The sequence below is a fragment of the Pseudomonas sp. OG7 genome, assembly GCF_014192825.1.
Lineage (GTDB): Bacteria > Pseudomonadota > Gammaproteobacteria > Pseudomonadales > Pseudomonadaceae > Aquipseudomonas > Aquipseudomonas monteilii.
Genome location: NZ_JACHYK010000008.1, coordinates 131,335 through 145,700 on the forward strand (window position 1 = coordinate 131,335; position 14,366 = coordinate 145,700).

General features: G+C 61.9%; 12 protein-coding genes. 8 read left to right on the forward strand and 4 right to left on the reverse strand.

Features of this window, described 5'->3' with window-relative positions:
* Window positions 1-21: 21 nt before the first annotated feature.
* On the reverse strand, window positions 22-2,586 hold the full coding sequence (locus FHW75_RS20160) for a DNA translocase FtsK (protein ID WP_371059034.1): 2,565 nt from the start codon (window positions 2,584-2,586) through the stop codon (window positions 22-24).
* A 297-nt stretch (window positions 2,587-2,883) separates the two neighbouring features.
* Between FHW75_RS20160 and aat the strand changes: the two genes are divergently transcribed.
* The 3 genes from aat to infA all read left to right on the forward strand — a co-directional run bounded on the left by aat (window position 2,884) and on the right by infA (window position 4,648).
* Entirely contained in the window at window positions 2,884-3,564 is a 681-nt protein-coding gene (aat, locus tag FHW75_RS20165; protein WP_019096728.1) for a leucyl/phenylalanyl-tRNA--protein transferase, read from the forward strand.
* Between the two features lie 56 nt (window positions 3,565-3,620).
* The gene (locus FHW75_RS20170) at window positions 3,621-4,328 is read left to right on the forward strand and encodes an arginyltransferase (protein ID WP_016711499.1); all 708 of its coding nucleotides are present in this window, start codon (window positions 3,621-3,623) and stop codon (window positions 4,326-4,328) included.
* A 101-nt stretch (window positions 4,329-4,429) separates the two neighbouring features.
* On the forward strand, window positions 4,430-4,648 hold the full coding sequence (gene infA, locus FHW75_RS20175; RefSeq protein ID WP_002553999.1) for a translation initiation factor IF-1: 219 nt from the start codon (window positions 4,430-4,432) through the stop codon (window positions 4,646-4,648).
* 158 nt (window positions 4,649-4,806) lie between these two features.
* Here infA and clpA read toward each other — a convergent pair whose 3' ends face one another.
* Complete coding sequence (gene clpA, locus FHW75_RS20180; protein WP_019096727.1) at window positions 4,807-7,077, reverse strand: ATP-dependent Clp protease ATP-binding subunit ClpA; 2,271 nt, start codon at window positions 7,075-7,077, stop codon at window positions 4,807-4,809.
* Between the two features lie 30 nt (window positions 7,078-7,107).
* Window positions 7,108-7,470, reverse strand: a complete 363-nt coding sequence (gene clpS, locus FHW75_RS20185) for an ATP-dependent Clp protease adapter ClpS (RefSeq protein ID WP_013973290.1) — start codon at window positions 7,468-7,470, stop codon at window positions 7,108-7,110.
* Between the two features lie 230 nt (window positions 7,471-7,700).
* On the opposite strand from clpS, the gene cspD reads away from it, so the two are divergent.
* On the forward strand, window positions 7,701-7,961 hold the full coding sequence (gene cspD / locus FHW75_RS20190) for a cold shock domain-containing protein CspD (RefSeq protein ID WP_019096726.1): 261 nt from the start codon (window positions 7,701-7,703) through the stop codon (window positions 7,959-7,961).
* 69 nt (window positions 7,962-8,030) lie between these two features.
* On the opposite strand, the gene icd is transcribed toward cspD, so the two are convergent.
* Window positions 8,031-9,287 carry an NADP-dependent isocitrate dehydrogenase gene (icd, locus tag FHW75_RS20195; protein ID WP_027608788.1) on the reverse strand — a complete coding sequence of 419 codons (1,257 nt, stop codon included), beginning with the start codon at window positions 9,285-9,287 and terminating at the stop codon, window positions 8,031-8,033.
* A 414-nt stretch (window positions 9,288-9,701) separates the two neighbouring features.
* Here icd and FHW75_RS20200 point away from each other — a divergent pair, with 414 nt between their 5' ends.
* The 4 genes from FHW75_RS20200 to hflD all read left to right on the forward strand — a co-directional run bounded on the left by FHW75_RS20200 (window position 9,702) and on the right by hflD (window position 14,278).
* Window positions 9,702-11,927, forward strand: a complete 2,226-nt coding sequence (locus FHW75_RS20200; protein WP_019096725.1) for an NADP-dependent isocitrate dehydrogenase — start codon at window positions 9,702-9,704, stop codon at window positions 11,925-11,927.
* Between the two features lie 103 nt (window positions 11,928-12,030).
* Window positions 12,031-12,471 (forward strand): NUDIX hydrolase, encoded by a 441-nt coding sequence (locus FHW75_RS20205; protein ID WP_016711504.1) that lies wholly within the window; start codon window positions 12,031-12,033, stop codon window positions 12,469-12,471.
* Window positions 12,472-12,530: 59 nt separating this feature from the next.
* The gene (mnmA, locus tag FHW75_RS20210) at window positions 12,531-13,655 is read left to right on the forward strand and encodes a tRNA 2-thiouridine(34) synthase MnmA (protein WP_183674403.1); all 1,125 of its coding nucleotides are present in this window, start codon (window positions 12,531-12,533) and stop codon (window positions 13,653-13,655) included.
* A complete protein-coding gene (hflD, locus tag FHW75_RS20215) occupies window positions 13,652-14,278 on the forward strand; it encodes a high frequency lysogenization protein HflD (RefSeq protein ID WP_016711506.1) in 627 nt (208 codons plus the stop codon). The genes mnmA and hflD overlap by 4 nt, the downstream gene beginning before the upstream one ends.
* Window positions 14,279-14,366 lie beyond the last annotated feature (88 nt).

Genomic DNA, 14,366 nt, shown 5'->3' on the forward strand with positions numbered 1-14,366 from the left:
TGGCGCCCGGCAAGGTGTTCTTCAGTCGCGCGGGCCGCCCGGGGCAATCACTTCCCGCGAGCCGTTGCTGTTCATGGGGGTGACCACACCGGCCATTTCCATGGCTTCGATCATGCGGGCGGCGCGGTTGTAACCGATTTTCAGCTTGCGCTGCACTGCCGAGATGGACGCGCGGCGGCTTTCCAGCACGAATTGCACGGCCTCATCATACAGGGCGTCGCTCTCCGAATCTTCACCATCACCACCACCACCGCCGCCGCCATCGAAGCCACTGCCGGCTTCTTCCACACCGTTGAGGATGTCGTCGTTGTAATCCGGCGCGCCACGCAGCTTCCACGCCTCGACCGTACGGTGCACTTCGTCGTCGGAAACGAACGCACCGTGGACGCGGATTGGCAGGCTGGTGCCCGGTGGCATGTACAGCATGTCACCATGACCCAACAGCTGCTCGGCACCACCCTGGTCGATGATGGTGCGTGAGTCGATCTTGCTCGACACCTGGAACGCCATGCGGGTCGGGATGTTGGCCTTGATCAGGCCGGTAATGACATCCACCGACGGGCGCTGGGTGGCGAGAATCAGGTGGATACCGGCTGCCCGCGCCTTCTGGGCGATACGGGCGATCAGCTCTTCGACCTTCTTGCCGACGATCATCATCATGTCGGCGAACTCGTCCACCACCACCACGATGGTCGGCAAGGTTTTCAGCGCTGGCGGCTCGTCGTCCATGCTCTCGCGGCGGTACAGCGGGTCGTGGATGATTTCGCCGGCTTCCTGGGCGTCCTTGATCTTGCGGTTGAAGCCGGCCAGGTTACGCACGCCCATGGCCGCCATCAGCTTGTAGCGCCGTTCCATCTCGGCCACGCTCCAGCGCAGGGCGTTGGCGGCGTCCTTCATGTCGGTGACCACCGGGCACAGCAGGTGCGGGATGCCTTCGTAGATCGACAGTTCGAGCATTTTCGGGTCGATCATGATCAGCCGCGCGTCTTCCGGGCTCGACTTGAACAGAATCGACAGAATCATCGCGTTCACACCCACCGACTTACCGGAGCCGGTAGTACCGGCCACCAGCAGGTGGGGCATCTTGGCCAGGTCGGTAATCACCGGCTTGCCGCCGATGTCGTGGCCCAGGGCCAGTGTGACCGGGGACTTCTGCTCGTCGTACTGCGGGGTGGCCAGCACCTCGGAGAAGCGCACCATCTGCCGGTTTTCGTTGGGGATCTCGATACCCACGGTGGTCTTGCCGGGGATCACCTCGACCACGCGCACACTGGTCACGGCCAGCGAGCGCGCCAGGTCCTTGGCCAGGTTGGCGATGCGGCTGACCTTCACGCCAGCGGCCGGCTGGATTTCGTAACGGGTAATCACCGGGCCGGGGTGGATCGAGTCCACCGCCACTTCTACACCGAATTCCTTGAGTTTGATTTCCAGCAGTTGGCCGACACCGGCCAGGGACTCTGGCGAATACTCGATCTTCTTCTGCTCGGCAGGGTCGAGGATGGAAATCGACGGCAAGGTGCCTTCTACCGCGCTGTCGATGAACAGCGGTGCCTGCTTCTCCTTCATCACCCGCTTGCTCGGCTCCGGGGCCTTGGCGGCGGCGGGTGGCACGATGGTCGGGGCGGCGTGCTGCTCGCGCGGGACCACGGTTTCACGGGGCACTACGGGCTCACGGGCGGCCTCACGTGGTGGCACAACAGGCTCACGACCAAGCGTCGGCTCACGGGGCTCAACGACTGGGGCCGGCGCTTCTTCACGTTTGAAAATGCGCTCACGCAACGCCGGCTTGGCCGGCTCACGCTTCTCGGCAGCCATCGGCGCGGGCTTGATCACCGGCTCATCCTCGCGCAGTTGCGCCTCCAGGCGTTTGCGCTCGTTGCGGGCTTCCCACCAACGGTTGGCGGCGCCCTGCACCAGCTCGAACAGGTCGAGGGTGATCTTGCCGGTCAGGTCCATCACCTTGAACCACGACAAGTCGGTGAACACCGTCAGGCCGAACAGGAACAGGGCAATGAACATCAGCGTGCTGCCCTGCACGTTCAGCAGGTTGCGCGCCAGGTCACCAAGGCTTTCGCCCAATGCGCCACCTGCAGAGAACGGCAGGCTCGCCGGCGGGTGGAAGTGGATATGCGCCAGCGCCGCCCCAGACAACACCAGAAACACCAGGCCGATCAACCGCCAGGAGAACAGCCAGCCACTCCAGTCCCACGGCTGGTGGCGTTCGCGGAAGATCTGCCAGGTCTTCACCGCCAGCAGCAGCGGGAAGATATAGGCGAAGTAACCCAGCACCATGAACAGGATATCGGCGAAGTAGGCGCCGGCACGCCCGGCGGCGTTCTGCACCTGGTCGACGGTGGCGGTGTGGCTGAAGCCCGGGTCCGAGGTGTCGTAGGTCAGCAGGGCCATCCACAGGTACAGGCACAGGGCGCCGACAGCGATCAACGCACCTTCCTTGAGGCGATAATGCAGCTGCTGCCGCCACAGGGGCACGGGCAAGGGAGCTGGGGTTGCGGTGGATTTCTTCAAAACGCGTCTATTCCTGCGCGTGCTGCGCGTCCAATAGTGATCGGCCGGCGGTGCGGCCAATGAACCACTACTTTTAACATTACTGCCCGACAGCCGCCATGGCGGCACGCCGTATGGGGGTTTGGCCGGGGGCGACTTTCATATACCTGCAATTTGAGCATGCATTTTCTTTTGTGACAAAGGCTTATGCTGTGTTTTTGCACAGGTGTGACAGCAAATGTAGCGGATGGTGCCTGCGGTTTCATGAATGTGTAGGAAATTGCCTGAATTCATCCCCCGCAAAGAAGCCACAACCATTGACCCTGCCATGCGTGCAAGCCATGCTGCCCTCTCCCCTCCCCCACCGCACGATAGACCATGCTTACCTGGCTGACCCGCGACTCGCTGACCTTCCCGCCCCTGGAAAAGGCCCTGCACGACCCCAACGGCCTGCTGGCCGCCGGCGGCGACCTTACCCCCGAGCGCCTGGTCCAGGCCTATCGTCACGGTTGCTTCCCGTGGTACCAGGATGGCCAACCGATCCTGTGGTGGTCACCCGACCCGCGCACGGTGCTGTTGCCCGACCAGTTGCACGTATCACGCTCACTGGCCAAGCTGATGCGCCAAGGCCGCTACCAGGTCAGCTTCGACACCGACTTCCCGGCTGTAATCGCCGCCTGCGCCGCGCCACGCGACTACGCCGACGGCACCTGGATCACCGACACCATGCGCAACGCCTACTGCGAACTGCACCGACGCGGCATTGCCCACTCGGTGGAAGTGCGCCAGGACGGCGAACTGGTCGGCGGCCTGTATGGCCTGGCCATGGGCCAGCTGTTCTTCGGTGAATCGATGTTCAGCCGCGCCGACAACGCCTCCAAGGTCGGCTTCGTGACCTTGGTCAACCACCTGCGCCAGGCCGGGTTTGTGCTGATCGACTGCCAGATGCCCACCAACCACCTGCACAGCCTGGGCGCCCACGCCATCAGCCGCGCCGAATTCGCCGGCTACCTGGCACGCCACCTCGACCAGCCCAACAGCGCCACGTGGGTTGCCTAGGCGAGTTCCCGTAGCTGGCTTACACTTAAAACAAAGTCTCACCGAGGGGGTTGATCATGACAGAGTTGGCGCGGTTGAAGTTTTATGCCACTCAGCCCCACTCCTGCAGCTACCTGCCCGAGGAGCAGGCCACCACGCTGTTCCTCGACCCCAGCCAGCCGATGGACGTTAACGTGTACGCCGACCTGTCGGAAATGGGCTTCCGCCGCAGTGGTGACCATCTGTACCGCCCGCACTGCCAGAACTGCAACGCCTGCGTGCCGGCACGCATCCCGGCGGCGCGCTTTATCCCCAACCGCCAGCAACGGCGCATCCTCAAGCGCAATGCCGACCTGACCGTGACGGCGGCGCGCCCAACGTTCAAGGAAGAGTACTTCGAACTGTACCGGCGCTATATCGAAACACGCCACGCCGACGGTGACATGTACCCGCCCAGCCGCGACCAGTTTTCCACCTTTCTGGTGCGCGACCTGCCGTTCTGCTGGTTCTACGAGTTTCGCCTGGAAGGCCGCTTGATGGCAGTGGCCGTATGCGACCTGCTGCCCAACGGCCTGTCGGCGGTGTACACCTTCTACGAACCGGACGAAGAGCGACGCAGCCTGGGCCGCTTTGCCATCCTGTGGCAAATCACCGAAGCCCTGCGCCAGGACCTGGAGGCGGTATACCTGGGTTACTGGATCAAGAACTGCAAGAAAATGAACTACAAGACGCAGTATCGGCCCATCGAATTGCTGATAAACCAGCGCTGGGTCACCCTCAACTGAAAGCATTGGCTTGACACGCAGTTTTCGGGCATAATCCACGCCACTTTTTTGCCCGATGCGGATATGCGTCGGGCCAACACTGGATCCGAGGGCTCTACTGCATGTCGAAAGAAGACAGCTTCGAAATGGAAGGTACTGTCGTCGACACCCTGCCCAACACCATGTTCCGCGTGGAGTTGGAAAACGGGCACGTCGTAACCGCGCACATCTCCGGAAAGATGCGCAAGAACTACATCCGTATTCTCACTGGCGACAAGGTCCGCGTCGAACTGACCCCATACGACCTGAGCAAGGGCCGCATCACTTACCGTGCGCGCTAAGCTCAAGCCATGAAGAAGCCCGGCCATGTGCCGGGCTTTTTTGTACCTGTCAGAACCGCGTCGCGGCCATCGCGAGCTGCGCTCGCTCCTACATGGGGTCGCGATACCCCCCGCAGGAGCGAGCATAGCTCGCGATAGGCCGCAAAGCGGCCCTTGTATCACGCCACCTCAGCCGTGGTCTCGAAGTCGAACACCAGTTCGCCATCGCGCAGGTCGACGTGCACCACACCACCATGCTCGGCCAGTTCGCCAAACAGGATCTCCTCGGCCAGCGGCCGCTTGATCTTGTCCTGGATCAGCCGCGCCATCGGCCGCGCCCCCATCTGCACGTCGTAGCCCGACACCGCCAGCCAGCCGCGTGCGGCATCGCTGACTTCCAGCAGCACACGCTTGTCTTCCAGCTGCGCCTGCAGTTCGATAAGGAACTTGTCGACGATGCTCTTGATCGTCTCGGTGCTCAGGCGGCCGAACTGGATAATGGTATCCAGGCGGTTGCGGAACTCTGGCGTGAAGCTCTTGCGGATCACTTCCATGGCATCGGACGCGTGGTCCTGATGGGTGAAGCCGATCGAGGCCCGCGCTGCCGTTTCCGCGCCAGCGTTGGTGGTCATGATCAGGATCACGTTACGGAAGTCGGCCTTGCGCCCGTTGTTGTCGGTCAGGGTACCGTGGTCCATCACTTGCAGCAGCAGGTTGAAGACTTCCGGGTGGGCCTTCTCGATTTCGTCGAGCAGCAATACGCAGTGCGGTTGCTTGGTAATCGCCTCGGTCAGCAAGCCACCCTGGTCGAACCCTACGTAACCAGGAGGCGCACCGATCAGACGCGATACGGTGTGGCGCTCCATGTACTCGGACATGTCGAACCGCACCAACTCAACGCCCAGCGCCTTGGCCAGCTGGCGCGCCGCTTCGGTCTTGCCGACGCCGGTAGGGCCGGCGAACAGGAATGAACCGACAGGCTTGTCTGGCGACTTCAGGCCAGCACGGGACAGCTTGATGGCAGTAGCCAGCGAGTCGATGGCCTGGTCCTGGCCGAACACGGTCAGCTTCAGGTCACGTTCAAGGTTACGCAGCAGTTCCTTGTCGGAGCTGGTGACGTGCTTCGGCGGAATCCGCGCGATCTTGGCGACGATGTCCTCGACTTGAGGCACATCGATGCGTTTGACGCGCATGGCCTCCGGCTGCAGGCGCTGGTAGGCACCGGCTTCGTCGATCACATCGATGGCCTTGTCCGGCATGTGCCGGTCATTGATGTAGCGCGAGGCCAGTTCGGCGGCGGCGCGCAGGGCTTCGTCGCTGTACTCGATGTTGTGGTGGCTCTCGAAGCGCCCTTTCAGGCCGCGCAGAATGCCCACGGTATCTTCGACCGACGGCTCGCTGACATCCACCTTCTGGAAGCGGCGTGCCAGGGCGCGGTCCTTCTCGAAGATGCCGCGGAATTCCTGGAAGGTGGTCGAGCCGATGCAACGGATCTCACCCGACGACAGCAGCGGCTTGAGCAGGTTGGAGGCATCCATCACCCCGCCCGATGCCGCACCGGCACCGATGATGGTGTGGATTTCGTCGATGAACAGGATCGCCTGCGGGCGCTTGCGCAGCTCGCCGAGCAGCGCCTTGAAGCGCTTCTCGAAGTCGCCACGGTATTTGGTACCGGCCAGCAGCGCGCCCAGGTCAAGGGAATACACCACGCTTTGTGCCAACAGGTCGGGCACCTGGCCATCGACAATGCGCTTGGCCAGACCTTCGGCGATAGCCGTCTTGCCGACGCCCGCCTCACCCACCAGCAACGGGTTGTTCTTGCGCCGGCGTGCCAGGATTTGCGCCACGCGCTCCACTTCCTGCTCGCGGCCCACCAGCGGGTCGATACGACCAGCACGGGCCAGCTCGTTCAGGTTGCTGGCATAGGCGTCGAGCGGATTACTCGAAGAGGAGGTTTCACCACCCTCGTCGTCCTGCATGTCCTGGTCGCTTTCAGATTGCGAACCATGCCCCGGCACCTTGGAGATGCCATGGGCGATGTAGTTGACCACGTCGATGCGGGCCACGCTCTGCTGCTTCAGCAGGAACACAGCCTGGCTTTCCTGTTCGCTGAAGATCGCCACCAGCACGTTGGCGCCGGTCACTTCGCGCTTGCCAGAGCTTTGCACGTGGAACACGGCACGCTGCAGCACCCGCTGGAAGCCCAGAGTCGGCTGGGTTTCACGGTCTTCGTCGTTGACAGGAATCAGCGGCGTAGTGGAATCGATGAACTCTTGCAGGTCGTGCTTGAGCTTGTCGAGATTGGCGCCACAGGCGCGCAGAACGGTCGCGGCAGCCTCATTGTCAAGGAGTGCCAGCAGCAGATGCTCGACGGTCATGAACTCATGACGCTTCGAACGGGCCTCCTTGAAGGCAAGATTGAGGGTGACTTCGAGCTCGCGGTTTAACATAGCTTCACCTCATACCCAAGTGGTCGGCGATTAACCGTCCTTCTCGATTTCACAGAGTAGCGGATGCTGGCTTTCCCTGGCGTATTGGTTGACCTGCATAGCCTTTGTTTCGGCGATGTCACGGGTAAACAATCCGCACACTGCCCGCCCTTCGGTGTGGACGGTCAGCATGATCTTGGTCGCCAGCTCGCGGTTCAGATTGAAGAACGTCTCGAGCACTTCGACGACGAAATCCATCGGCGTGTAGTCATCGTTGAACAAAACCACCTTGTACATCGGTGGCGCCTGCAGGATCGGCTTGGCTTCCTGAACTGCAAGACCTGAGCCGTCGTCCTCATTCGATTGCGGGCGATCCTGATTGAATGTTAGTCGAATCTCACTAGGTGCATGCATGGAAAGAATTTCATCATGAGCGTCAGGTTAAGGTTGTGGGTTGACCGCACAGGCCACGAATGGCGCAGGCGCCGGGCGACCTTGACTATCGGTAAAACGGTGTTACAACCAATAAGAACCCACCGTGGTCGATAAAGATCCGCGCAGTCAACCAGATTTTTCGCAAGGTTCGTATGCGGATGAAGTGGATGATACTCCAGTGATGGAGTCCTTTGCAGAGGGACATAGGGATGGCAAGCGGTAAAGTCAAGTGGTTCAACAATGCCAAGGGCTACGGATTCATCAACGAGGAAGGTAAATCCGATGACCTTTTCGCTCATTACTCGGCCATCCAGATGGACGGATACAAGACACTGAAGGCGGGCCAGGCCGTGGAGTTCGAGATCATCCAGGGCCCCAAAGGCCTGCACGCGGTGAAGATAATGGACGCCGCTGCCGCTGCGGCTGCCAAAGCCCAAGGCCAGGCCGCAAGCGAAACCGTACGCGCCTGATCGCCGCCCCGTGTCGTAGTACGAAAAAACCGGTCGCCCTTTTACCCTGGCGACCGGTTTTCTCTTGCCTTACATGTGCTTGATCATTTCATCACCAAAGCCTGAGCTGCTCACCAGCGTCGCCCCGTCCATCAGCCGCTCGAAGTCGTAGGTCACGGTCTTGGCCGCAATCGCGCCATTGGTGCCCTTGATGATCAGGTCGGCCGCCTCGGTCCAGCCCATGTGCCGCAACATCATCTCTGCAGACAGGATCACCGACCCCGGGTTGACCTTGTCTTGCCCGGCATACTTGGGCGCAGTGCCGTGGGTGGCCTCGAACATGGCCACGGTGTCGGACAGGTTGGCGCCCGGCGCGATACCGATACCGCCTACCTCCGCCGCCAGCGCGTCGGACAGGTAGTCACCGTTGAGGTTGAGGGTGGCGATCACGTCGTACTCGGCCGGGCGCAGCAGAATCTGCTGCAGCATGGCGTCGGCGATGGCGTCCTTGACGATCACCTCGCGGCCGGTCTTGGGGTTCTTGAACTTCATCCACGGGCCGCCATCGAGCAGTTCGGCGCCAAACTCATCCCGGGCCACTTCGTACCCCCAGTCTTTGAAGGCACCTTCGGTGAACTTCATGATGTTGCCTTTGTGCACCAGGGTCAGCGACTCGCGGTCATTGTCCACCACGTATTGCAGGGCCTTGCGCACCAGGCGCTTGGTGCCTTCTTTCGAGACCGGCTTCACGCCAATGCCGCAGTCCTGGTCGAAGCGGATCTTGGTGACGCCCATTTCCTCCTTGAGGAACTTGATCACCTTGTTGGCCTCGGGCGAGCCGGCCTTCCACTCGATGCCGGCATAGATATCCTCGGAGTTCTCACGGAAGATCACCATGTCGACGTCGCCAGGCTTTTTCACCGGGCTCGGTACACCCTGGAACCACAGCACCGGGCGCAGGCACACATACAGGTCCAGTTGCTGGCGCAGCGCCACGTTGAGCGAGCGGATGCCGCCACCCACCGGAGTAGTCAGCGGGCCTTTGATCGACACCACGTAATCACGCACGGCGTCGAGGGTTTCCTGAGGCAGCCAGGTGTCCTGGTCATACACCTGGGTGGCCTTCTCGCCAGCGTACACTTCCATCCAGGCAATCTTGCGCTTGCCGCCGTAGGCCTTCTGCACGGCGGCATCGACCACCTTGATCATCACGGGCGAAACATCGACGCCGATCCCGTCACCTTCGATGTAAGGAATGATCGGGTGGTCAGGCACGTTAAGCGAATGGTCTGCATTGACGGTGATCTTGGTGCCGTCGGTCGGAACCTTGATTTTCTGGTATCCCATGCTTGCACTACTCCGCTGTCGGGTGTGGTTTGGACATCATGCGATGCAATGAGCCTAAACCACATCTGCCGACCTGCAAGGCATGCGACAACCCGCCACATTGCCGCTTAGTCTTTGGTCTTATAAATGGGCCGATATCACTTGGCCTTGCTGATTAGCCCGAATGGTTTGGTATACTCCGCCGCGACCGAAGGGTCATCGGGGCGAATCCCAGGAAAATGCGGACCGCCCTAGGCCATGAATGGCCGTAAAGCCTGGGCTGTTACCGCAGCTCAGCACTTGACGCTCGACTGATGCATCCACCATCACCGCTCGCAGCCTCTCGACTTTCCGCTCATGGCGTTGCCAGGGCGATGCGCCTACCCTGCGCACCACGAGACTCGAGCACGCTCAGCACACAGAGAGTTAACCCGCATGCCCACCCGTTCCAAGATCATCTATACCTTCACCGACGAAGCCCCCGCCCTCGCCACTTACTCGCTGCTGCCGATCGTCGAAGCCTTCACCGCTTCGGCTGACATCGCCGTCGAAACCCGCGACATCTCCCTGGCCGGCCGTATCCTTGCCGCCTTCCCGGAGCAACTGGGCGCAGAGAAGCGAGTAGGCGATCACCTGGCGGAACTGGGCCAGCTGGCTACCACCCCTGAAGCCAACATCATCAAGCTGCCGAACATCAGCGCCTCGGTACCGCAGCTCAAAGCCGCGATCAAGGAACTGCAAGGCAAGGGCTTCAACATTCCTGACTACGCCGACGAGCCGGCCACCGCGGACGAGAAAGAGTCCCGCGCCCGCTACGACCGCATCAAGGGTTCCGCCGTGAACCCGGTGCTGCGCGAAGGCAACTCCGACCGCCGCGCGCCGCTGTCGGTGAAGAACTACGCCCGCAAGCACCCACACAAGATGGGCGCCTGGGCCGCCGACTCCAAGTCGCACGTTGCCCACATGACCCAGGGCGACTTCTACGGCAGCGAAAAAGCTGCCCTGATCGAAGCTGACGACAGCCTGCGCATCGAGCTGGTTGCCAAAGACGGCAACACCACCGTCCTGAAAGAAAAGACCGCCGTCAAGGCCGCCGAAATCATCGACTGCGCCACCATGAGCCGCAAGGCCCTGAAAGCCTTCATCGCCGAGCAGATCGCCGATGCCAAGGCCTCCGGCGTACTGCTGTCGGTGCACCTGAAAGCGACCATGATGAAGGTTTCCGACCCGATCATGTTCGGCGTCATCGTAGAAGAGTTCTACAACGACGTGCTGGCCAAACACGCCGCCGCACTGGCTGAAGTAGGCTTCAACGCCAACAACGGCATCGGCGACCTGTACGCCCGCATCAAGGACCTGCCAGCCGACAAGCAGGCCGAAATCGAAGCCGACATCCAGGCCCTGTACGCCCAGCGCCCAGCCCTGGCCATGGTCAACTCCGACAAAGGCATCACCAACCTGCACGTACCGAGCGACGTCATTGTCGACGCTTCGATGCCGGCCATGATCCGTGACTCGGGCAAGATGTGGAACACCGCTGGCGAACTGCAAGACGCCAAGGCCGTGATCCCGGACCGTTGCTACGCTGGCATCTACCAGGCCACCATCGAAGACTGCAAGAAAAACGGCGCCTTCGACCCAACCACCATGGGCAGCGTGCCGAACGTTGGCCTGATGGCGCAAAAGGCCGAAGAGTACGGCTCCCACGACAAGACCTTCCAGATCAAGGCCGACGGCGTTGTGCGCGTGGTCGATGGCAAAGGTAACGTCGTACTTGAGCAGAACGTCGAAGCTGGCGACATCTTCCGCATGTGCCAGACCAAAGACGCGCCGATCCAGGACTGGGTCAAGCTGGCCGTCAACCGTGCCCGCCTGAGCAACACCCCTGCGGTGTTCTGGCTGGACCCGGCCCGCGCCCACGACGGCGTGATGATCGAGAAGGTGCAGAAGTACCTGAAAGATCACGACACCACCGGCCTGGACATCCGCGTTCTGGCTCCGGTCGACGCCATCAAGTTCTCCCTGGCCCGCATCCGCGAAGGCAAGGACACCATCTCGGTGACCGGCAACGTGCTGCGTGACTACCTGACCGACCTGTTCCCGATCATGGAACTGGGCACCAGCGCCAAGATGCTGTCGATCGTGCCACTGATGAACGGCGGTGGTCTGTTCGAAACCGGCGCCGGCGGTTCGGCTCCGAAGCACGTGCAGCAGCTGGTTGAAGAGAACTTCCTGCGTTGGGACTCGCTGGGTGAGTTCCTGGCCCTGGCCGCTTCCCTGGAGCACCTGGGCAACACCTACGACAACCCGCGTGCCAAGGTTCTGGCCAACACCCTGGACCAGGCTACCGGCAAGTTCCTCGACACCAACAAGTCGCCTTCGCGCAAAGTTGGCGGTATCGACAACCGCGGCAGCCACTTCTACCTGACCCTGTACTGGGCCCAGGCCCTGGCTGCCCAGACTGACGACGCTGCCCTGCAGGCACGCTTCGCCCCGCTGGCAAAAACCCTGACCGAGAACGAGGAGACTATCGTCGCCGAGCTCAACGCCGTTCAGGGCAAGCCAGCCGACATCGGTGGCTACTATGCCCCGGATGCCGAGCTGACCGCCAAGGTGATGCGCCCAAGCCAGACCCTGAACAGCGCCATTGCCGCCCTGTAAGGTTCGCTTGAAGTAACAACACAAACCCCGGCCACGCACCGGGGTTTGTGCTTTCTGGGAAATGAGACCGCTTTGCGGCCCAATCATGCAAAAGGACTCACCAATGACCTGGCAACCCCACATCACCGTCGCCACTATCGTCGAACACGAAGGCAAGTTCCTCTTCGTCGAAGAATTCAAAGCCAACCAGCACGTCTTCAACCAACCCGCCGGCCACCTGGAACCCAACGAGACCCTGCCCCAGGCCGCCCTGCGCGAAACCCTGGAAGAAACCGCCTGGGAAGTCGAGCTCACCGGTGTAGTCGGCATCTACCTCTACACCGCCCCCAGCAACGGCGTGACCTACCAGCGCATCTGCTTTGCCGCCCGCCCCGTGCGCCACCATGCCGACCTGGCCCTGGACAGCGACATCGTCCGCGCCGTGTGGCTGAGCCAAGACGAACTGTTGGCCGACCCCACGCGCTGGCGCAGCGAGCTGGTGCCGCGCTGCCTCGACGACTACCTCAAAGGCCCCTTGCACAGCCTCGAATTGCTACGCGACTGACGCAACGTCGCGGGTTTGATAGAATCGGCGTTTTTCCCCTCTGATACACACCGGTACCCATGACCAGCCCAGCACTCAAAGACCCCGCCAAGACCCGCGTCATCGTCGGCATGTCCGGCGGCGTGGACTCTTCCGTCTCCGCCCTTCTGCTCATGGAGCAGGGCTACCAGGTGGAAGGGCTGTTCATGAAGAACTGGGAAGAAGACGACGGCACCGAATACTGCACCGCCCGCGAAGACCTGGCCGATGCCCAGGCCGTGTGCGACCGCATCGGCATCAAGCTGCACACCGCCAACTTCGCCGCCGAATACTGGGACAACGTGTTCGAGCACTTCCTTGAAGAGTACAAGGCTGGCCGCACGCCCAACCCAGACATCCTCTGCAACCGCGAAATCAAGTTCAAGGCGTTTCTCGACTACGCCCTGTCGCTGGGTGCCGACCTGATCGCCACCGGCCACTACGTACGCCGCCGCGACACCGGTGAGATCACCGAACTGCTCAAGGGCCTGGACCCGAACAAGGACCAGAGCTACTTCCTGCACGCCGTCGGCGGCAAGGAAATCGCCCGCACCCTGTTCCCGGTCGGCGAACTGGAAAAGCCCGAGGTGCGCGCCATCGCCGAAAAGCACGGCCTGGCCACCGCCAAGAAAAAGGACTCCACCGGCATCTGCTTCATTGGCGAGCGCCGTTTCAGCGACTTCCTCAAGCAGTATCTGCCGGCCCAGCCGGGCGATATCGAAACCACCGAAGGTGAAGTGATCGGCCGCCACCATGGCCTGATGTACCACACCATCGGCCAGCGCCAGGGCCTGGGGATTGGTGGCCTGAAAGACGCCGGTGACGAGCCGTGGTACGTGCTGCACAAGGACCTGACCCGCAACGTGCTGGTGGTCGGCCAGGGCAACGAACACCCATGGCTGTTCTCCCGCGCCCTGCTCGCCTCGGAAATTTTCTGGGTCAACCCGATCGACCTCAGCCGCCCACGCCAGCTGACTGCCAAGGTGCGTTACCGCCAGAGCGACCAGCAATGCACCCTTGAGCTGACCGAAACCGGCTACCGCGCCGTGTTCGACCAGCCGCAGCGCGCCGTCACCCCGGGCCAGTCGGTGGTGTTCTACGACGGCGAAGTGTGCCTGGGCGGTGGTGTGATCGAAGCCGCCGAGCCGTGGAGCCCGCGCGCATGAGCAACCTGCAGGAGCAATTGATTGCCCTGGGCGGTGTATTCCAGGCTGCCGTGCTGGTTGACCGTATCGCCCGCACCGGCCAGGCCAGCGAGGCCAACATTGGCTGCATGCTCGGCAGTTTGCTGGTGCGTGACCCCAAGGACACCCTGGAGGTGTTCGGCGGCGACGACCTGAACCTGCGCGACGGCTACCGTGCACTGGCAGGCGCCCTGGAGCGCGACCCCAGCAGCCTGCAGCGCGAGCCGCTGCGCTATGCCCTGTCGATGCTGGGCCTGGAGCGTCAGCTGAACAAGCGTGGCGACCTGCTCGACACCATCGGCAACCGCTTGCCGCAAATCCAGTCCCAGGCCGAGCATTTCGGCCTGGTTCATGAAAACGTCATTGCTTCCAGTGGAGCCTTGTACCAGGACACGCTCAGCACCTTGCGCCAGCGCATCCAGGTGCATGGCGACATGCGTTTCCTGCAGCAGGCCAGCAACGCTTCCAAGATCCGTGCCCTGCTGCTGGCCGGCATCCGCGCCGCGCGCCTGTGGCGCCAGCTGGGCGGGCACCGCTGGCAGCTGGTGTTCAGCCGACGCAAGTTGCTGAACGAACTGTACGACATGATGCGTTCGCCTTCCTGAAGACGCTTTTATAGGCCCGACCTTTGGTCAGCCACCCGACTCGGGCGCGATTTTCATGTATGATATGCGCCCTTCCAAAAGCCTGACT